Origin of the sequence: Bradyrhizobium sp. STM 3843 (assembly GCF_000239815.1) — a bacterium.
In the GTDB taxonomy this organism is placed as follows: domain Bacteria; phylum Pseudomonadota; class Alphaproteobacteria; order Rhizobiales; family Xanthobacteraceae; genus Bradyrhizobium.
This window is the reverse complement of the sequence record NZ_CAFK01000039.1, coordinates 67,725-86,170: the sequence shown is the minus strand read 5'-3', so window position 1 is coordinate 86,170 and position 18,446 is coordinate 67,725. Positions and strand designations below refer to the sequence as shown.

Annotated in this window: 18 protein-coding genes; 7 read left to right on the top strand and 11 right to left on the bottom strand. The window is 62.4% G+C overall.

The window, feature by feature from the left end; genetic code table 11:
• Together BRAS3843_RS05895 and BRAS3843_RS05890 are read right to left on the bottom strand one after the other, a co-directional pair.
• Positions 1-391 (bottom strand): thiamine pyrophosphate-binding protein (locus BRAS3843_RS05895; RefSeq protein ID WP_035980922.1); only part of this gene is annotated, 391 nt, incomplete at its 3' end.
• 64 nt (positions 392-455) lie between these two features.
• Positions 456-1,187, bottom strand: coding sequence for a GntR family transcriptional regulator (locus BRAS3843_RS05890; RefSeq protein ID WP_008967851.1), 732 nt, complete (start codon positions 1,185-1,187; stop codon positions 456-458).
• Between the two features lie 201 nt (positions 1,188-1,388).
• On the opposite strand from BRAS3843_RS05890, the gene BRAS3843_RS05885 reads away from it, so the two are divergent.
• Positions 1,389-3,518, top strand: coding sequence for an acetate--CoA ligase family protein (locus tag BRAS3843_RS05885; protein ID WP_050886360.1), 2,130 nt, complete (start codon positions 1,389-1,391; stop codon positions 3,516-3,518).
• Between the two features lie 72 nt (positions 3,519-3,590).
• Here the strand turns inward: BRAS3843_RS05885 and BRAS3843_RS05880 are convergent, their stop codons facing one another.
• Entirely contained in the window at positions 3,591-4,814 is a 1,224-nt protein-coding gene (locus BRAS3843_RS05880) for a membrane protein (protein WP_008967849.1), read from the bottom strand.
• A 337-nt stretch (positions 4,815-5,151) separates the two neighbouring features.
• Between BRAS3843_RS05880 and BRAS3843_RS05875 the strand changes: the two genes are divergently transcribed.
• Positions 5,152-5,382: a hypothetical protein gene (locus BRAS3843_RS05875; RefSeq protein WP_008967848.1), complete on the top strand. Its 231-nt coding sequence runs from the start codon at positions 5,152-5,154 to the stop codon at positions 5,380-5,382.
• Between the two features lie 174 nt (positions 5,383-5,556).
• Here BRAS3843_RS05875 and BRAS3843_RS05870 read toward each other — a convergent pair whose 3' ends face one another.
• The 4 genes from BRAS3843_RS05870 to BRAS3843_RS05855 all read right to left on the bottom strand — a co-directional run bounded on the left by BRAS3843_RS05870 (position 5,557) and on the right by BRAS3843_RS05855 (position 9,889).
• Entirely contained in the window at positions 5,557-6,417 is an 861-nt protein-coding gene (locus BRAS3843_RS05870) for an EamA family transporter (protein WP_008967847.1), read from the bottom strand.
• 72 nt (positions 6,418-6,489) lie between these two features.
• Positions 6,490-7,104, bottom strand: coding sequence for a TetR/AcrR family transcriptional regulator (locus tag BRAS3843_RS05865; RefSeq protein ID WP_175361085.1), 615 nt, complete (start codon positions 7,102-7,104; stop codon positions 6,490-6,492).
• A 233-nt stretch (positions 7,105-7,337) separates the two neighbouring features.
• Positions 7,338-8,663, bottom strand: a complete 1,326-nt coding sequence (locus tag BRAS3843_RS05860; protein WP_008967845.1) for an MFS transporter — start codon at positions 8,661-8,663, stop codon at positions 7,338-7,340.
• 236 nt (positions 8,664-8,899) lie between these two features.
• Complete coding sequence (locus BRAS3843_RS05855) at positions 8,900-9,889, bottom strand: AraC family transcriptional regulator (protein ID WP_083841322.1); 990 nt, start codon at positions 9,887-9,889, stop codon at positions 8,900-8,902.
• Positions 9,890-10,220: 331 nt separating this feature from the next.
• Between BRAS3843_RS05855 and BRAS3843_RS05850 the strand changes: the two genes are divergently transcribed.
• The 3 genes from BRAS3843_RS05850 (at position 10,221) to BRAS3843_RS05840 (ending at position 14,391) form a co-directional block, all read left to right on the top strand.
• Positions 10,221-12,104 carry a tannase/feruloyl esterase family alpha/beta hydrolase gene (locus tag BRAS3843_RS05850; protein WP_210161389.1) on the top strand — a complete coding sequence of 628 codons (1,884 nt, stop codon included), beginning with the start codon at positions 10,221-10,223 and terminating at the stop codon, positions 12,102-12,104.
• 116 nt (positions 12,105-12,220) lie between these two features.
• Positions 12,221-12,952 (top strand): invasion associated locus B family protein, encoded by a 732-nt coding sequence (locus BRAS3843_RS05845; RefSeq protein WP_008967841.1) that lies wholly within the window; start codon positions 12,221-12,223, stop codon positions 12,950-12,952.
• 1,049 nt (positions 12,953-14,001) lie between these two features.
• Positions 14,002-14,391, top strand: a complete 390-nt coding sequence (locus BRAS3843_RS05840; protein WP_008967840.1) for a DUF1236 domain-containing protein — start codon at positions 14,002-14,004, stop codon at positions 14,389-14,391.
• An 86-nt stretch (positions 14,392-14,477) separates the two neighbouring features.
• On the opposite strand, the gene BRAS3843_RS05835 is transcribed toward BRAS3843_RS05840, so the two are convergent.
• The 3 genes from BRAS3843_RS05835 to BRAS3843_RS05825 all read right to left on the bottom strand — a co-directional run bounded on the left by BRAS3843_RS05835 (position 14,478) and on the right by BRAS3843_RS05825 (position 16,077).
• Positions 14,478-14,831 carry a VanZ family protein gene (locus BRAS3843_RS05835; protein WP_008967839.1) on the bottom strand — a complete coding sequence of 118 codons (354 nt, stop codon included), beginning with the start codon at positions 14,829-14,831 and terminating at the stop codon, positions 14,478-14,480.
• A gap of 80 nt (positions 14,832-14,911) precedes the next feature.
• Positions 14,912-15,514, bottom strand: a complete 603-nt coding sequence (locus BRAS3843_RS05830; protein WP_035980931.1) for a thiamine pyrophosphate-dependent enzyme — start codon at positions 15,512-15,514, stop codon at positions 14,912-14,914.
• A gap of 8 nt (positions 15,515-15,522) precedes the next feature.
• Positions 15,523-16,077, bottom strand: a complete 555-nt coding sequence (locus BRAS3843_RS05825; protein ID WP_008967837.1) for a thiamine pyrophosphate-binding protein — start codon at positions 16,075-16,077, stop codon at positions 15,523-15,525.
• A 152-nt stretch (positions 16,078-16,229) separates the two neighbouring features.
• On the opposite strand from BRAS3843_RS05825, the gene BRAS3843_RS05820 reads away from it, so the two are divergent.
• Together BRAS3843_RS05820 and BRAS3843_RS05815 are read left to right on the top strand one after the other, a co-directional pair.
• Positions 16,230-17,198: a tripartite tricarboxylate transporter substrate binding protein gene (locus BRAS3843_RS05820; RefSeq protein ID WP_008967836.1), complete on the top strand. Its 969-nt coding sequence runs from the start codon at positions 16,230-16,232 to the stop codon at positions 17,196-17,198.
• A gap of 446 nt (positions 17,199-17,644) precedes the next feature.
• Positions 17,645-17,857, top strand: a complete 213-nt coding sequence (locus BRAS3843_RS05815; RefSeq protein WP_008967834.1) for a hypothetical protein — start codon at positions 17,645-17,647, stop codon at positions 17,855-17,857.
• 19 nt (positions 17,858-17,876) lie between these two features.
• Here the strand turns inward: BRAS3843_RS05815 and BRAS3843_RS05810 are convergent, their stop codons facing one another.
• On the bottom strand, positions 17,877-18,446 hold the full coding sequence (locus BRAS3843_RS05810) for a GNAT family N-acetyltransferase (protein WP_008967833.1): 570 nt from the start codon (positions 18,444-18,446) through the stop codon (positions 17,877-17,879).

The following is an 18,446-nucleotide window of genomic DNA, read 5'->3' as shown; positions in this document are numbered from 1 at the left end:
TCTCCTCGTAGTCGCCCTGCTGCAGATCGACGATCTCGCGCTCGGACGAGCCCGAGATCAGAATCATCGGGAAGCAGTTCGTCGTCGCATGCGCGAGCGCCGTGAGGCCGTTGAGGAAGCCGGGCGCGGATACGGTCAGGCAGATGCCGGGCTTCTTGGTGAGGAAGCCGGCGATCGCCGCGGCGTAGCCCGCGTTCTGCTCGTGACGGAACGAGAGCACGCGGATGCCCTCGGCCTGCATCATGCGACCAAGATCGGTGATCGGAATCCCCGGGACGTTGTAGACCGTCTCGATCCCGTTCAGCTTCATCGCGTCGATCACGAGATGGAAGCCGTCGGTGAGCTCCTCGTGGGTGTCCGGGACCTCGGTCTTGATCGCAGTCTGCGCCATGCGCCTCATCTCCCTAGTCTTGCTGTCGAAGGCGCAGGTGGCGTCTTCTTTTGTTGAACCGTAGCTAGTTGAATAGTTCTTGGCCGTGGGTCTCGACATAGGTCGCAAGGCCCAGCGTGTGATCGCGCGCGCGCTTCTCCGCGAGCTCGGTGTTGCGCTCTTCCAGCGCCTCGATGATCGCGAGATGCTCGGGCAGGGACGCAGCAATACGGTCGGCGCGGTTGATGGTCAGCTGCCGATAGCCGCGGACGTGCAAGAGGATGTCGTTAGTCATGTCGACCAGAACCGGCGACTCCGACAGCGAGATCAGCGCCTGATGGAATGCGATGTTCGCCTTCGAGTATTCCTCGATGTGATCCTGCGGCAGGCGGTCCGGACCGAAATCCTTGAAGAAGTCGCGCAGCGCCGAGATGTCCTTCTTGCGCGCCGTGGTGGTGATCAGCCGCGCGGCCATGCTCTCCAGCGCGGCCCAGGCGCGAATCATGTCGACGATCTCGTTCTTGGTCCGGCGCACCACGATGATGCCGCGGCGCGGCACGGTCTTGACGAAACCATCCTGCTCCAGCATCGCGATCGCTTCGCGGATCGGCGTGCGGCTGACACCGAGGCGCTCGGACAATGCGCGCTCGTCGAGCATCACAGGTTCCGGCGTCGCATAGATGTCCATCTTCAGGATGGCTTCCTTCAAGGCCTCATAGGCCTTATTCTTGAAGCTCGTCTCCGGGGCGATGCGAGCGATCGCGATGTCGGCCTCGGCCATCAGCGGTAATGCCTTGGTTGGTTTTTGCGTCGACAAGACCAATCTCCTCTGCTGCGGGAGATGTCTTCATACAGCAATTTTACGGTCAAGTTTTTGGCATGCCAGATGCCAGACTGTCAAGCTGGGTGATTTTTCAGCGTTTCCACATCTTCGCTGCGCTTGACAAAGTTTGCTTCTGGCATACCAAATGCCATAAACGTGTGCCCCCCAGGAGGAAGCCCTATGTCTGATGCCGCGATGCCCAACGCGAAAGCCACGATCCGCGAAGTTCTCGATCGGGTGAAGGCGGATAAGCGGACCAGCCTGACCGCGCCGGAAGGCAAATTGGTGTGTGATGCCTATGGCATCCCGGTGCCGAAGGAGGGACTGGCGAAGTCGGCGGCCGAAGCGGCCAAGGTCGCTGGCGACATGGGCTTTCCGGTGGTGATGAAGATCGTCTCGCCCGACATTCTGCACAAGACGGAAGCGGGCGGTGTCATCGTAGGCGTCAAAACCGCCGATGACGCGCAAAAGGCGTATGAGACGATTCTCGCGAATGCGAAGAAGTACAAGGCCGACGCCAAGATCGAGGGCATCCAGGTACAGCAGATGCTGACCGGCGGGACCGAGGTGATCGTCGGCTCGATCACCGATGGCTCGTTCGGCAAGCTGGTGGCTTTCGGCCTGGGCGGCGTGCTGGTCGAGGTCCTGAAGGACGTGACCTTCCGTCTCGCGCCGGCGACCAAGGAGGATGCGCTGTCGATGCTCGACGGCATCCAGGCACATGAGATGCTCAAAGGTGTCCGCGGCGGCGAGCCGGTCAGCCGCGAGGCGCTTGCCGACGTGATCGTCAAGGTCTCGAAGCTTGTCAGCGATTTCCCGGAAATCGTCGAGCTCGACCTCAACCCGGTGTTCGCCACCAAGGCCGGCGCCATCGCGGCCGACGTCCGCATCGTCGTCGATTTCGACTACAAGCCGCGCCCGGCGCCGCGCTCGAACGAAGAAATCGTCACCGCGATGAACCGGATCATGAAGCCTTCGGCCGTCGCCGTGATCGGCGCGTCCGCCGAGGACGGCAAGATCGGCAACTCCGTGATGAAGAACCTGATCAACGGCGGCTACAAGGGTCAGATCTATCCGATCCACCCGAAGGCCCCCGAGATCCTCGGCTACAAGGCCTATAAGAGCGTCAAGGACGTGCCCGGCGTGATCGACACCGCAGTGTTCGCGATCCCTGCCAAGTTCGTAGCTAGCGCGCTGACCGAGTGCGGCGAGAAGCAGATCCCCGGCGCGGTGCTGATTCCGTCGGGCTTCGCCGAAGCCGGCGCGCCGGAGCTGCAGGCCGAGATCGTCGAGGTCGGCAAGAAGTACAACATCCGCCTGATGGGGCCGAACATCTATGGCTTCTACTACACGCCGGCCAATCTCTGCGCCACGTTCTGCACCGCCTATGACGTCAAGGGCCATGCGGCGCTGTCGTCGCAGTCCGGCGGCATCGGCATGGCGATCATCGGCTTCTCCCGTTCGGCCAAGATGGGCGTCTCCGCGATCGTCGGCCTCGGCAACAAGTCCGATATCGACGAGGACGATCTGCTCGCCTTCTTCGAGCAGGACCCGAACACCAATTTGATTGCGCAGCACTGCGAGGACCTGAAGGACGGCCGCGCCTTTGCCGAGGCCGCCAAGCGGGTGTCGAAGAAGAAGCCGGTCGTCGTGCTCAAGGCCGGCCGCACCTCGGCCGGCGCGAAGGCGGCCTCGTCGCACACCGGCGCGCTCGCCGGCAACGACAAGATCTACGAGGACGTGCTCAAGCAGTCCGGCGTGATCCGGGCCCGCAGCTTGCGGCAACTGCTGGAGTTCGCCCGTGGCGTGCCGGTGCTGCCGACGCCGAAGGGCGAGAACGTGGTCATCATCACCGGTGCCGGCGGCTCGGGCGTGCTGCTGTCGGATGCGGTCGTCGACAACGGCATGTCGCTGATGGCGATGCCGCCGGACCTCGATGCCGCGTTCCGCAAGTTCATCCCGCCGTTCGGCGCGGCCGGCAACCCGGTCGACATCACGGGCGGCGAGCCGCCGATCACCTACGTGAACACCGTCAAGCTCGGGCTGTCCGACGACCGTATCCACGCGCTGATCCTCGGCTACTGGCACACGATCGTGACCCCGCCAATGGTGTTCGCGCGCAACATGGTCGAGGTGAAGAAGGAGATGGAGGCCAAGGGCTTCGTCAAGCCGATGGTCGCCTCGCTCGCCGGCGACGTCGAGGTCGAGGAGGCTGCCGAATATCTCTACCAGAACGGCATCCCGGCCTACGCCTATTCCACCGAGCTGCCGGTCGAGGTTCTCGGCGCCAAGTACAAGTGGGCGCGCGGGGCAGGGCTGCTCTGAGCATGCGTTAAGCTAAGACTACCAATGACGCCGCTCCGGTTGGGACCGGGGCGGCGTTTTGATTCCCGCCTCCTAAAACGCGTGCACCACCAACGCGGTTTTGATCACCAAGACATACGCCACGAACGTTCCGACGTACGCGGCCGCCAATGCGATCCCGCCGCCGAGCGAGAGCCGCTCCAGCTGAATAGCCTGATGACCTGCAAGATAGCGCTGCAGGACAACGAGCAGAAACGGAATGCCGATCAGGAATGACCGAAGATAGATCGCCAGCGCAAGGCCGGCCAGGACGCCGATCCAGCCGACGATCAGGGCAATCTTCCGGCTCAGCGAGCCGATGAGCGCATTGAGAATCAGACCACCATCGAGGGGAAAGATTGGCAACAGATTGGCCGCGTTGATGAACGCAAACATCGACAAGGTCAGCCGCAGGTCGGATTTTCCGGTGGCCGGCAGAGCAGCCATGAGCGCGAAGGTCGGTATGAGACTCATGGCTGGACCCATCAGCGCAATAAAGCCGAGCCTGCCCTCGGTCTTATAGGCCGTCTTCGGCACGACGGCCGCGCCGAAGAAAGGAATGAGGTAAACCGCGTGTACCCCGACGCCCGACATCAGCATTGCGGCCGCGTGCCCGGCTTCGTGCACGACGAGAACGATCGACAGCAGCGCAGCTTCTTTCAGGCCAAACAGATACCAGAAGCTTGCCAGCGCCACGGCCGAAAGCACCAGCCCATGGTTTGCCAGCTCGGTGATGCGGCTGTGTGTCCCGGCTTCCTGTTCGCATTGCGCCTTGACCATTTGGGCCATGCGGCGCATGCCAAGCGGGTAGATGATGCGATCGCGAAAGCTGCGCACCGTCACCTCGTTGAACATCGTCAGGATGGTGCCCTGAGGCGTCGCTGCGATTGTCATTCCCGAATGGCTGTTGCGCCCACCCTCCGGCGGCACCGATAGTTCGTGCGCCACCGTTTGCACGCGCATGATTCCTTTCTCCTCGTCGCGCTCGATCTGGCGAACGACTGCCTGCGCTCTGGGTTGGCCGGCGACGGCGATACGGGTGAGCCAGAGGTCTTCATCCTCGAGAAAGTGCTCGCGCGTGATCTCCATGATGGGCGGTCCATTCAGCACCATCTGGTCGGCAACATTGAAGCGCCACACCGCCTCGCGCGGCGCGTTGATCAGCACCGTGGCCTCATAACGCTGTCGGTTGCGTGACATTAATAAATCAACCATGGCCTGCAAGGCGCAGAGGGCGATGCGCAGCAAATCAATCGGCAGAGCTAGCAATCTGAGCATGAAAGCCCCTCAAATAGTGGCGAGCTGATCATGCAACCGGCGTAAGGGGCACGACCGACGCGGTCAAGCTCCAGATGTTCAGAGGGAAGGTGCGCGCTGTTCGTAACAACCGAAGATCACCGTAGCTGGTCCGCGCTTAGGCCCGTCACGACTAGCAATCCGCTTTCCTTCGGAAAGCGACCTACAAGGGCCATCCTTTGCGGTTGCAGACGGCCGAACGGCGAGATTGACCCGACACCGGGTGCACGATCGCGCAGGCGATTTGACGTTGATCGCGAGCACGATCGGAACCGCAGCGGCCGGTAGCCGTTTATCCCGGCCAAGGAGGAGGTTCTTGATGAATAAGCTGTCGTTCGCGCTCGCGGTGTTTCTGTCGACTCTACCCTCGTTCGTCCTGGCCCAAGGCCATATGGGCACGCCCCAGGAGCAGCAGGCCTGCTCACGCGATGCCAAGCACTTCTGTCGGGGGCAGCTCGGCGACGATAATGCGGTCCAGCAGTGTCTGATGCAGAATCGCAGCAAGCTGAGCAAGAGCTGTTCGGCGGTCTTCCAAAGTCACGGGATGTAGTTTCACATCGCTGCACCGGGCAAGAATTACGGGGACCGGGGCGGCACCTTTGTTTGAGGCATCGGGCCGGATTGGGCCCGATGCTCGCTTTCTGCCGACAGCGGGCCACCAGCACGCCTTCCCAAATCGCAAAACCGGCTGAACCCGGACCTCGCGACGCGCGCGCCCAAATGCTCAAATCGGTCGAACGCCTGGCCTGACCTGGGTGATGGCGACGCCGGAGATCGCGAGCAGCCCGCCGACGATCAATCGGGTGGTGATGCGGTCGCCAAGGAACAATACGCTCGAGATCAAGGCGAACACCGGCAGCAGCAGGCCGAAGGGGGCGATGCGGCTCATGGAGCAGCGCCCGATCAGCCAGAACCAGAGGCCAAACCCGACGATGCCTCCGATGAAAATCGTGTAGGCGAGGGCGAGCCAGCCCCATTCGTCTGCCGTGACGAGGCTCGTCACCTGTCCATATTCAAGCAGCAGCGACATCAGCATCACCTGCGGCACCGTGAGCAGCGATGACCACGCCATCAACATCAGGGGATCAAAAGGGCCGTAGCGCTTCGTCAGGACGTTGGACACCGCGAACGAGAAGGCGGCCCCGACCACCAGCAGCAGCGGAAGCGCGTTGGCCGACCCGGCGCGCTCCGCGGCCAAAACGACCACGCCGACGAATGCAAGCACCACGCCGGCGGATGTGGTGAGCGATGGCTTCTCCGCGAGCAGCGGCCAGGCCAACAGCACGGTGAAGGGCGTGGCGAGCTGATAGGCGACGGCGGATAGGCTTCCCGAGCCGAGCCCAAGGCCCACATAGAACAATCCGAAGTTCAGTCCGCCGAGGAAGATCGAGATCGCTGCGATCGGGCCGACCTGTCGGCGCGTGGGCCGTTTGACGAACGGGACCAGCAGCAGCGCGATGGCCAGAAAGCGCAGCGCCAGGAAGAAGAGCGGCGGAAACTCTGCAACGCCAACTTTGATGGCCACGAACTGATAGCCCCAGAGCAGGGGAACAGCGACCGCGCAGACGATCTGGATCGCAGACATGGCATCGTTTCCTTTCAAGACCGATCAGTCCAGATATAAGCGCGCCAAAGGAGCTGAGGCGCCTTTGGGAATTTACTTGATGAAGCGGTCGAGCAGGGCGTCGGCGGTGGCTTGCGATGCGGCCCGTGCCGGTGCGGTTTTGCCGACCACGCGCAGCCCCTCAACGAAGCAGACGAGAATGCGCGCAGCGCTTGAGGGCTCGACACCATCGGCCAGCTTGCCCGCCGTCTTCGCACGGGACAGTGCATCCGACACCCCGGCTTCCATGGCTTTGAAAAAGCCCGCGACGCGGCGGTTAACTTCAGCATCCTGGCCCGCCAGTTCCATGGCGGTCGCCACCAGCAGGCATCCGCGCCGCCCGTTGGCACCGCTGGTACGCTCGACGTAGCCGGCGAGGAAGGCCCGCAGGCCAACGACCGGATCGTTGCGGGGATCGAGCTCGCGATCCATTCGTGTGACCGCGTCGGCGATATAGCGGTCAAGCGCCCGCAGGAACAGCGAGTGCTTGTCACCGAACGCCGCATAAAGGCTCCCGCGCGAAAGCTTGGTGGCACGAAGCAGGTCCGGGAGCGCGGTGGCATGATAGCCGCGCGACCAGAACACGCCCATCGCGCGTTCGACAGCGGTGTCCACGTCGAAACTGCGGGGGCGTCCCCGGGGGACCTGCACGGGGGGCGGGTGGCTCATTGCCAATATATGGACCAAACGGTCGTTAAATTGCAAGTACTTTGATGTTGGTTAGCTCGGCCGGGCGGGCGCCACTCCAAGTCGCTAATCGGATAAGACGTGATCGCTAATCGGAAGCGGCGGGGCTGTTATCTTCGGCAACCCACCCCGTGGCTTTTTGCGGAAAAGTGGTCCGTGCTGCAGCTAACGTCCGCAGTGGGCCATAGAGGCAGCCAGTTGCGCGCAATTCGCATTCATTCCGGCAGCGGGGACGGCGCGCGCTCGAGCGCGTTGTCGTGGCCAATTCCAAGTACGATACCCATCGCGATGATGCCGAGCCCAGCAAGCAGCAGCAGACCATCTGTATAGCTGCCGGTATGATCCCTGAGCCAACCCATCGCGAACGGGCCGGCGAATCCCGCGAGATTGCCGATCGAATTGATGACTGCGATGCCAGCGGCGGCTGCTGCACCCGACAAGAACGCGGTCGGCAACGTCCAAAACACGGGCAGACAGGCGAAGATGCCGAAACCTGCAATACAGAAAGCTAGCATCTTCAGGCTTGGATCGGTGAAAACCACGGCCAAGACGAGGCCAGCGGACGCGATGAACAACGGGATGGCCGCATGATAGGTTCGCTCCGCGGCCCGATCCGAGCGCCGACCCCACCAGACCATGCCGATCACCCCCACGAGGTATGGCGCCGCAGACACCACGGTCGTCAGGAAGGTGTTGAGCCCGAAGGCCTTGACGATCTGCGGTAGGAAGAAGCTCAGGCCGTAATTGGTTGCGACCGCGCCGAAATAGATCAGGCTGAGGCCGATCACGCGCCGATCGAACAATACCTCGGACACCGTGTACATCCGCACCGCCTCGCGCTGGCGGCGCTCGATCAGGAGTCTGCGACTGAGCCATTCCTGCTCATCGCTCTCTAACCAGAGTGCCTCTTCGGGGCGGTCCGTCAGATAGAAGAACACGATGATGGCCAGGATAATTGCTGGTATCGCTTCGATGAGAAAGAGCCATTGCCAGCCTGCCAGGCCGAAGCCGCCATGCAGATAGAGCAGGAGTCCGGAAATCGGCGCGCCGATCACGGTCGAGAGCGGAATCGCGGCCATGAAATAGCCGACGATCCGGGCGCGATACTCCGCCGGAAACCAGAGGGTGAGATAGAAGATGATTCCCGGGAAGAAGCCGGCCTCGGCGGCACCGAGCAAGACGCGCAGGACATAGAAGGTGTTTTCATTGCCGAGCCCGGAGACCCGCGAGAGCCAGGGGAGACATGCCATCAATCCGGAGAGAATACCCCAGCTCAGCATGATCCGGGCAATCCATGTGCGCGCCCCGAGACGTTCGAGCAACAGGTTGGATGGCACTTCGAAAATGAAATAGGCGATGAAGAAGATGCCCGCGCCGAAGCCGTACGCCGTCTGCGACAGGCCGAGATCCTGGTTCATGGTGAGAGCAGCAAACCCGACATTCACCCGGTCGAGATAGGCGACAAAGTAGCAGACGACCAGAAACGGAACGAGGCGCGCCGTGACCTTGGCGATTGTCCTGGCTTCGAGATCTTGCAACATCCGAATCGTCCGATATCGGACCACAACTCACAGTTCTGATGCACGTTCCTGAGGGATGGCCTCAATGATAGTGAGTGGGTGCATCGCAATATCCCGAGGCCGGGGCCAGTTCAGTGTTGCTCGTCGTCGCAGCCCTGAAAGCGCGGTTCGTGACCTCAGTGTCGAAGTGGTCGATCTGACTGGCTGTCGAGCGAAGCCGAGCCTATGAGCAGTCGTGAGACGCGTGGCGTCGTGCCTTATTTGGATCGATCAGCCTTTGCCTCGGCTCGTCCCAGTCGAGCCGTCTCGGAAGGTGTCTCACCGTAAGCTGCACGATATCTGGCCGCAAAGTGCCCCATATGGGTGAAGCCCCACTTCAGCGCCACATCCTTGATCGGCAACAGATTCAGCGGCGAAGCCAGTTCAGCCTGCACCGCCTCCAGACGGATCTCGCGCAGATAGGCGAGGGGTGTGGTGTTCCGAAACCGGCGAAATCCATATTGCAGGGATCGCACGCCGATCCCGGTTGCGTCGGCCACTTCGCTCAGGGTCAGCGGCTGATGCATGTTGGCACGCATGAAATCGACCGCCTTCATGATCTGACGCGATGTGGCGTCCGTCAGATGGGGCTGCGCGCGATTGCTTAAGCCGTGTGGGAAGTTCAGAAAAACCAGCCGCAGAACGGCTTCGCCGAGCAGCGCCATCGATTTTTCGGACCGCAAGCGCGCATCATGCATTCCGGCGCCGATGGCCTCGCCCAGCGCGCGGAGCATTCCTCCTGCCGGACTGGCGAGATCAAGTCGCGGAATAAGCTCGCTGCTCCGCAATGTGGCGCCCTCGAAAATAGCGGAGAGGGTTTTTTGCACCGCAGCCGGCTCGAATTCGAGCGTGATGTGCCCGTGCTTGCCGCGACCGGAGTATGAGATCGAGCTGACGTCCGGCACGCTCAGAGCGAGCGCGGCTTCCCGATCGATTGCGACTGTCCGATTTCGAATCCTTGCATTCACGGTTCCCGAGCTTGGCAGCACCAAGCCTAGTCTCTCCTTGCGCTGTGCAAACCGGCATGTCCAGTCGATCTCGGACTCAACCTCCCACCAGGAGAAGCCGCGTGTCGAAGCAAATCTGCCTCGCCAACGAAATGCGCTTTGGCCGCTGTTGAGCTCGATTCGTGCGTGAGGTGCGAGCTGGTGGAATGTACTGAGAAATGTCTCAAAGCTTTCATCACGACTGGAGAGATCGCTAAACATGAGGTCTCGCCGTCTCAAAATGAGGTATCCGCCACGCAGGCTTGCTGAAATTCAATCCCAAACGCGCAGTCTTGTCCAGTAAGCGCAATTCTTCCCCCAATAGGTGTTTCGCTGAAAAATTCCTGGCCCTAGGATCGTCGGACAAGTCGCTCGAAAGCGTCAAGCCTGTTCGATGAGGGAGGAATTCATGCCGGGCATAAAGGGCGTTGCAAACTTATTCTTATTAGCTGTACTCGCAATACTCGCCTGCCTGGCCGCGTTGCCGAATCGTGCGGTTGCTGAACGGCCGATATCGCTGCCAACCACTTGCGCGCAGCTGCCGGCCAAACTCTTGGGCGGCAATATCAAATACGCGAACGCACAGATCGTGCCGGCCAATACAGCGCCCGGACCGCAGTTCAACAACTTCACCGGCACGCCCCCGAGCTCGGCGAAAGTCCCGGTCGCTTATTGTCTCGTGGTGTTGAGCTACAGCAGCACCCCTGCGAACGATCCGACGCCGCAGAACATCACCATCTATGTCGGTCTCCCCCTGAATTCGCTCGACGGCGGCACAACCGGTTCTACCATCGACGCGCCCTTCAACTTCGCCACAATGGAAGGCAACTGGAACGGTCGCACCGAGGGTCAAGGCGGTGGTGGTTGTACCGGTAATACCAACGTCAATTCGGCGGGCGCTGTCGCCAACGGCTTTGTCGGATCGGGCACCGATGGTGGGCACGGCAATCCGACTAATGATCCTAACAACACATGCCAGCAGGGCGTTCTCAGCCTCGGGCACCTGAACAAGCAATATATCGACGATTGGGTTTACAACGGACCTCAGCAGGAAATCCTCTGGTCGAAGAAAGTTGCCAAGCTGTATTACCGCAAGGCGCCGCTCTACAACTACTGGAATGGCTGTTCGACAGGCGGGCATCAGGGCTTGGCATTGGCTCAAACGCTGGCCGGCGAGCTGGACGGCATCCTCGCCAATGCGCCCGCGATGTACTGGACGCGTTTCCAGACTGCGCAGATGTGGGGTCAGATCGCGATGTTCGAGATCGCGGGCGGGGTGATTGCAGGCGGCAAGCTTGCGGCCGTACAAAACGCGGCGATCGCTGCGTGCGACAAGAATGATCGCGTGCAAGACGGCATCATCGACGACCCGCGGACCTGTACGTTCAACGCAAAGGCCAATATCTGCGGTCAAGCCGGCGCGCCGGCTGCTCCGAACTGCCTGACGCCCGCGGAAGCCAACGCAGTCAACGTCATGTGGGACGGACCGCGCAACGATTCCGGCAAGAGAATTTGGTTCCCGATCGATCGCGGCACCGACTTCAACTTCTGGGATGGAAACGTGCCGTTCGGGCTCGCCCCGGTGCAGTTTGGCTGGGATCTGGCAAATCCGGCCTACTTCAATGCCGGCTCTTTCCCGGGTAACTATCCCGGCTATTGGGGCAATGTCGCGCTGAATTCTGCGACGCAGCCCGCCGGTGCGGTCACGACCTACGCTGCGGTTGCGCAGGCCGGCTCGAACAGTGTCGCCGATCGCACGGATACGTTCGACGACCTCGATGCATTCAAGGCAAGCGGCGGCAAAATGATCACGGTCCTCGGTACCAACGACGGCCTGATCATGCCGCGCGGTGTGATCAACTATTATCGCGTCATGGCCAGGCGTTACGCCGAGAGAGGCGACCGCGATCGCTTCGCAGATGCGGATGACTTGGAGGGATTCGGCCACGATCCGTCTGGTCGGTTCCGGGGAATCCAGAAGTTCTACCGCCTGTTCCACGCGCCTGGGGTCAGTCACTGCGGGCTCGGCATTCTGAACCACGGCAGCCTCGGACCATGGCCGCAGGGCGGCGCCGACTTCAATGCCGTCATCAACTGGGTCGAACATGGTGTTGCACCGAGCCAGGTGATCGGGTCGGGCAACACGGCGGCGCCTGCGTTCATCTCGGGGTCGCCGACGACGCTGGCACGTCCGTTGTGCCCTTACCCGCAAACCGCGGTGTATGACGGCTCGGGAAATGTCAACGACGCTGCGAACTGGCACTGCGACGGCGACATGGAGAAGAACACGCCGGTCGGTGCGCCGCTGTCGGGGCCACCGGGTCTGCCGGTTGCGTGTTACGACTTGCTCGTCAAGTACAAGCACGAGGTCAACGGGCCGCTCGATTTCGAGGGCAGTGGCGTTGACCCGGCTTCCTGCCGCGTCCCCGGACCTTGACGAGGTTCAAACCGGCGGAGCAGCAATCGCAGGGCTGCTGTCTTCAAGTGCGGGAGAACGGTAGGCGTGCGCAGTGATGCGCGCGCCTGCTTTGTAGACCACGGGGACTGCTTTTCATGATGTATCCGATCAGATCGGTCGCGGCGAAGACAAACCGTCTGCGCATGCTGACAATGGCTGCGCTTGCTCTCGGGTCGGGGACGCACGCATTTGCACAGCCTGTCTCAACAAATCCAACAGCGGCACAAGTGACGCCGGTGCCGAACGCGGGACCGGCGTCACAGACAGCGCCGGCTGAAACGGCGCAGAGCGGCCCGCCGATGCAGCTGATTTTTTCACCCTGGGCCAAATACTGCACCAAGGGTCTGACGGAACAGTCATCCGAAATCAGGGCCAAGGAGGTCTGCTTCACGGCCGCAGACGGCCATCTGACATCAGCCCAAAAGCTCGTTATCGCGCTGCTGCTGGAGCAGGAGGGCAGCGATACGAAGCTGCTGCGCGTCACGTTGCCCTTGGGCGTGGCGCTGGTCCCGGGGACCCGCATTGTGATTGATGAGAAAGAGGCGATGACGGCGCCCTACATCGCCTGTCTGCCAAAAACCGGTTGCATGGCGGACTACAAGGCCGACGCTGGTTTGATCGAGAAGCTGAAAACAGCACGAACTCTGGCGATCCAGGCCTTCGACAAGGGCAAGCCCATCAGCTTTACCTTGCCGCTCGCAGGGTTTGCGACGGCGTATGAGGGGCCTGCCGGTGATCCGACCGGCCTGAATGAACTCCAGGAAGGCCTGCCGGACGAACTGCAAAATCACTCCGGGGATCATCGAGACACGCGCGAGGGCAGGTGACAACAGAACTGCGGTGACAGTGCGCTGGGCTGCATCCGCTAGCTGGCGTTGCCTGGCGGGCAAATCACGTGTCTGCCATCGCACCTGTTCTGGTTTGCGGTGGCGCCTCAAAGCGCAGAAAAGCGTCCGCGTGGAAAAACTCATTTGTCGAGACGATTCAATGCGAAGCGTCCGGCGAGGTTCGCCCAGGCAAAAATTTCACTTTCGTTTTTACCGAAATCGTGGATCATATATGTATCCCGCCTCGAGGAGAGGGGCGTTGCGCGCGATCGTCACGACACGTGAGGCGGGGATGCGGTGGCCGTGACTGCCCTGGCAGCGTGTTTGTTCGCGCGGACGAGCGGGGCGGATGCGGACGTGAAATCGTGTGGTCCTGACCTCCCGGTGCTGAGGTCCGCGCAACGCGCAAGCGTTGTCGCGACGCGATGAAGCTTCGCTTCACGCGGACGGGGGCAATCAAGCCGGTCCCCGGGGAGATCACGTATAAGCGTTAAGACCATCGCGCAGGGAATGCCGGATGATTTGGCTGCACCTGTGGTAACTGCCGCCTGCTTCTTTGCTGCAGGCGGGCCATGGGTGAGGCCTTCACCCGGCATTCCCTGCGCCCTCTCACGTCTCGAGGGCTCGCCGATCGCAGCACTCGGGCGCAGTCCGCCGCGAGACTGCCGACGCGCGTCCGCTGCTGTTTGAAACGTGGATAGGAAAGAAGCGAAAACTCTGCCCGCCGTCATTCCGGGGCGTGCGAAGCACGAGCCCGGAATCCATAACCACAGGCCGGCATGTAGGGCGGCGCTCTTAGATCAATCCTGCTCCAACAACATCTGCCGGCGGGTATGGATTCCGGGTTCGCGCGTTCCGCGCGCCCCGGAATGACGTCGTAGAGAGAGTTCGGCTTATCGCGGCGAGGGCGCAGGTAAGCAGACCGCAAGCATAAGCTCGAATGGGATTCGTTCCCTGCGCTTGATGAACTTTACGCCACATGGAACCCGGAACCGCAGGCAATCCTTCGTAGTTGAACGGCATCTTCAAACACACTGGAGGAGAAGATGATGAGGACCCGTCTTGCTGTTTCACTGATTGCGGCTTCGCTGCTGACCTCGGGCGCAGCGCTTGCCCAGTCCACCACCGTCGTAGGCGCGCATAATGGTGCGGAGGCCGGCGGCGCGGTGGCCGGGCCGCTCGGCGCGATGGTCGGTGGCACCGTGGGCGCGGCTGTCGGTGCCGGCCTGGAAATCCCGAACGCCGTGATTAACTCGATCGACGAAGAGCGCGCGCCGTCTGTCGTGGTGCACGAGCGCGTCGTGGTCGGCGAACCGCTGCCGGATACGGTCGTGCTGCGGCCGGTGCCGCGCTACACCGAGTATCGCTATGCCGTGGTCAACGATCGCCGCGTGATCGTCGATCCGCGCACCCGCCGCGTGATCAAGATCATCGACTGATCCCACGCTGTTCGTTCGACCGAACAGAAAGCCCCGCCGCTTGGAGCGGCGGGGCGTTTCATTGGTGTCGGCCGAACTGGTGTGGGCTAAGCGGCTGCAGGTCGCAGCTGGGCGGCTACCCAGTCGAGCGTGGCGGCGAGCAGGAAGCCGGCACAGGCGGCGAACGCATCGACGAGGAAATCCTCCAGGCGGGCATGACGGCCCGGTGCCCAGAATTGGGCGATTTCGAGTGCCCCGATCAGGACCAGCGCGATGGTGATGGTCAGGAGGCGCTGGCTTCGATAGGCGAGGCCGAAGGCAAGGCCGACCAGGATGAAGGCCAGCGCATGCTCGCCATCCTGACCGAGATGGGAATGGGGCCGCAATTGCGGCGGACCAAGGGTGGCGAAGGTGACGGCGGCCGCGAGCAGCCAGGCCGATAGGCGCAAGAGAATGGTCATGCGCCCCCATAGCATAAAACGGACCACGGAGCCGCATTCACGGAATTTGAATTCCGCGTGTGATTAACGCGACAGCCACTTCAGAGGGGTTGCCGGACGCCCAAACCCTGCATGAAGCGCTCCCGGATCTGCACAGGATCGCGGCGCGTTGCGCCGACCCCGGGCTTGTCGTCGATCCGCGCCGCGATCAGGGTCGGGCCGGCGGATTCGAACGCCTGATCGACCAGGCGCTCGAAATCCTCTTCATCCGCCGCCCAGCTGCTTCTTGCGATCCCGCATCCGATCGCGATCGCGACGATATCAGCGTGTCGGGCGGGAGTCGGCTGGCTGCCAGTGATCTGGTAGATGCCGTTGTCCATCACGATCATGACCAGGTTGTCCGGCGCAAGCGTCGCGATCGTGGTCAGACAGCCCAGTTGCATCAACAGCGAGCCGTCGCCTTCGAGCGCGACGACGCGCCGCTTCGGCTGCGCCAGCGCGACGCCCAGGGCGATCGGAAAGGCGAGCCCCATGCTGCCGAGCATATAGAAGTTCTGCGGCCGCTGGCCGGTGGCCCAGAGATCGAAATTGGTGTTGCCGATGCCGCCGACGACGGCTTCCTCATGCTCGAGCTTGGCAACCAGGCGCGAGGTGAGATCGAACCGGTTCATCACCTTGGTGTTGCGGACAGGGGCGTTCGTCATCGGCGCGCTCATTTCTCGAAGACCTTGCCGCCGGTCAGAAGCGGCGAGAGGATCAGCGCCACCGGGGCCTGGGTCGCGACCGCCTGCTTGATCGAGCGATCGACGGTGAATTCCAGCTCGTCGAGCCGGGTCATGGTGTGATGCTCCATCGCCAGCGAATCCAGCACGGGCCGCATGGTGCGGCAAACCAGCGACTGGCCGTAGTTGAATTCGCCCAGCGTACCGCGCTCGGAGACGAACATGACCAGCGGGATCTGGCAGGGCACGACCAGCGACGCGAGCACATTGGCGAGCGTCGCGAAGCCCGAGGTCTGCATCAGCATGGCGCCGCGGGCCCCGCCCATCCAGGCGCCGGAGAGAATGCCGACCGCTTCCTCCTCGCGCGCGGTGGCGAAAGTGGAGAAATAGGGATCGGCGTGCAGGCCCGCGATCAGCGGCGTCAGGACGCGATCGGGGACGTAGGGCACCAGCCGGACCTCGTTGCGCCTGAGCGTGCGCAGCACGATCCCGTGCCAGCTCTCTTCGTTTGTTGTGGCGAGCGCAGGGTTTCCCTCGGCGGTCATCCTTGTCTCCCTGTGTTGCCGCCGAACTTGACGCAGCAAGCGGGATTGTCAACATGCGCTGGTGCTGACGTGCCTTGCGCCTGAGACGGCGGATGGCGCGGATCGAAGAACAAACAACATCAAACAAGATGGCGCCAAGGGGAGGATATAGCTTGAGCAGATGGTTTGGAGTCGCCGCCGCAATCGCGGCCATGCTGGTCACGGCCGGAGGCGCATCGGCGCAGAGCATTTACCCGACCAAAGCGGTGCACCTCCTGGTGCCCTATGCCGCGGGTGGCGCGGTCGATGTGCTGGCGCGTACGCTCGGCGACGTCGTCTCCAAGCAATGGGGCCAGTCGGTGATCGTGGAGAACCGGCCTGGGGCAGGCGGCGTGGTGGCATCGCAAGCCCTGGTCGCATCGGCGCCGGATGGATACACGTTGATGGTGGTCGCGAGCGGTCATCCGACCAATCCGTTTTTGTATCCAAAACTGCCCTACGACACATTCAAGGATTTCACGCCGGTGACCTTGCTGGCGTCGTCGCCGAACATCCTGCTGGTGCGGGCGGACTCGCCGTACAAGACGCTCGCCGACGTGATCGCGGCGGCGAAAGCCAAGCCCGGCAGCCTATCCTTTGGGCACGCCGGCATCGGCACCTCGCAGCACTTGGCCGGCACCTTGTTCAAGAGCATGGCCAAGGTCGACATCGAGCCGATCCCGTACAAAGGCGGCGCGCTCGCGATCAACGATCTGTTGGGCGGTCAGATTCCGCTATCCTTCAACAACGGCCCCGAGGCGGTCGGTCAGCTCCAGGCCGGCACCGTCCGGGCCTTGGCCGTCACCACCGCGACCCGCGCCTCGTTCCTGCCGGACGTGCCGAGCATTGCCGAGACCGTGCCGGGCTATGACACCGAGGTGTGGTGGGGGCTGTTGGGGCCGCGCGGCATGGCCTCCGATCTGGTCGAGAAGATCTCGCACGATTTCGTCGCCGCCCTCAACACCGACGACGTCAAGCAGCGCCTCGCCAAGCTCGGTGCGACCCCGATCGGCAGCACGCCGCAAGTCTTCGACGCCAAGATCCATGCCGACTATGACAAGTGGGGACCGATCATCCAGGCCGCCGGCATCAAGGCGGACTGAGGCGGGTGCCCGGCTCGGGGCGGCTTGTCGGCGAGGGGCGACGAGAAGATTTTCGTCGTCCCGGGCTGCCGGGGAGCAATAAACGTTCTGCCGGCGAGGACGCTGGCGACGCAAGTTTTGCTATTTTTCCCAGCCCCTCGACGGCTTTCTCAAGTGAGGCCATTTCTCCTTTTGCGCCAGGGATTTGCGGGCGATCGCTCGCACGGCGCAAAGGGGAATTTCGATGCGTCGCTTCAATTCATTGCTGCAGACCACCGGAAGCCGCGTTCGGCGCGTCGTCGCGCAGTTCGTCGCCATCGCCGCGGCCAGCCTTCCGGCTGCCGGCGCCTGAGCCCTGCGGTTCCAGGCCGCATTATTAAATATTTCGGCGGGTCTGATATCGCTCAACACTCTTCCGCAGAGCACGCTAACATGGGCCGGCGAATACCTGAGCGGAGGGCGGTTCCATGTCACGCTACGTCGTCAAGTTCATGAAAGACGTGCTCGGCGAAAATGGCCGGGAATGTGAGATCTGCCAGAGTTCCGTCGAGATCGATGCGGCCAACGAAAATCTTGCGGCCGAGCTTGCCAAGAAGAAATTCTGCGAGATGCAGGCACTGCGTGACTGGTCGCTGCACGCCGACCGGATCCAGGTGAAATCGGCGGATTACCCCTCCTGATCGAACCGCGCCGATCGGTTCAACGGCCGGGGGTCGGCGGCTCAGTCGCGCCTGACCCAAGCGAGCGCTGCACCATCACCGTGTCCGACCAGCGGCCGTAGCGGAAGGCAACGGCCGGCAGAAGCCCGACCCGGTTGAACCCAAATCGCTCATGGATCCCGAGCGAGGCGGTGTTATCAGCATCGATATAGCCGATCATCTGCCGGAAACCGGCCGCCGCGCAGGCGTCGATCAACGCCTGCATCAACAGCCGGCCGACACCGCGGCCGAGATGCTCATGATGCACATAGATCGAGTGCTTCACGGCGAACCGATAAGCGGGGCGTTTCCGGAACGGCACCACATAGGCATAGCCGACGACCTCGCCGCGGAAGGTGGCCACGAGATGCGGCAGACGGTTGTTGCGCAGGTTCTTGCGCCGTTGCCGGAGATCATCGGGCTCCGGCACGCCAGAATTTTCGGTGCCCTCTTCGATGCCGCGGCGGATATGGCGGCGATAGATCGCAAGCATCGACTCGACGTCGTCGTCCCGCGACGGGCGGACGAGCACCGGCGGCTCGGCATTGATGGCTGCGATCATCTCTTCCAT

Bases quoted from the DNA above. Each gene is read 5' to 3' on its own strand.
- BRAS3843_RS05860 (WP_008967845.1), bottom strand. From the start codon at position 8,663: ATGTTGCAAGATCTCGAAGCCAGGACAATCGCCAAGGTCACGGCGCGC.
- BRAS3843_RS05865 (WP_175361085.1), bottom strand. From the start codon at position 7,104: ATGAGCCACCCGCCCCCCGTGCAGGTCCCCCGGGGACGCCCCCGCAGT.
- BRAS3843_RS05815 (WP_008967834.1), top strand. From the start codon at position 17,645: ATGTCACGCTACGTCGTCAAGTTCATGAAAGACGTGCTCGGCGAAAAT.
- BRAS3843_RS05875 (WP_008967848.1), top strand. From the start codon at position 5,152: ATGAATAAGCTGTCGTTCGCGCTCGCGGTGTTTCTGTCGACTCTACCC.
- BRAS3843_RS05870 (WP_008967847.1), bottom strand. From the start codon at position 6,417: ATGTCTGCGATCCAGATCGTCTGCGCGGTCGCTGTTCCCCTGCTCTGG.
- BRAS3843_RS05840 (WP_008967840.1), top strand. From the start codon at position 14,002: ATGAGGACCCGTCTTGCTGTTTCACTGATTGCGGCTTCGCTGCTGACC.
- BRAS3843_RS05810 (WP_008967833.1), bottom strand. From the start codon at position 18,446: ATGGAAGAGATGATCGCAGCCATCAATGCCGAGCCGCCGGTGCTCGTC.
- BRAS3843_RS05885 (WP_050886360.1), top strand. From the start codon at position 1,389: ATGCCCAACGCGAAAGCCACGATCCGCGAAGTTCTCGATCGGGTGAAG.
- BRAS3843_RS05880 (WP_008967849.1), bottom strand. From the start codon at position 4,814: ATGCTCAGATTGCTAGCTCTGCCGATTGATTTGCTGCGCATCGCCCTC.
- BRAS3843_RS05825 (WP_008967837.1), bottom strand. From the start codon at position 16,077: ATGACCGCCGAGGGAAACCCTGCGCTCGCCACAACAAACGAAGAGAGC.
- BRAS3843_RS05845 (WP_008967841.1), top strand. From the start codon at position 12,221: ATGATGTATCCGATCAGATCGGTCGCGGCGAAGACAAACCGTCTGCGC.
- BRAS3843_RS05855 (WP_083841322.1), bottom strand. From the start codon at position 9,889: ATGTTTAGCGATCTCTCCAGTCGTGATGAAAGCTTTGAGACATTTCTC.
- BRAS3843_RS05835 (WP_008967839.1), bottom strand. From the start codon at position 14,831: ATGACCATTCTCTTGCGCCTATCGGCCTGGCTGCTCGCGGCCGCCGTC.
- BRAS3843_RS05830 (WP_035980931.1), bottom strand. From the start codon at position 15,514: ATGACGAACGCCCCTGTCCGCAACACCAAGGTGATGAACCGGTTCGAT.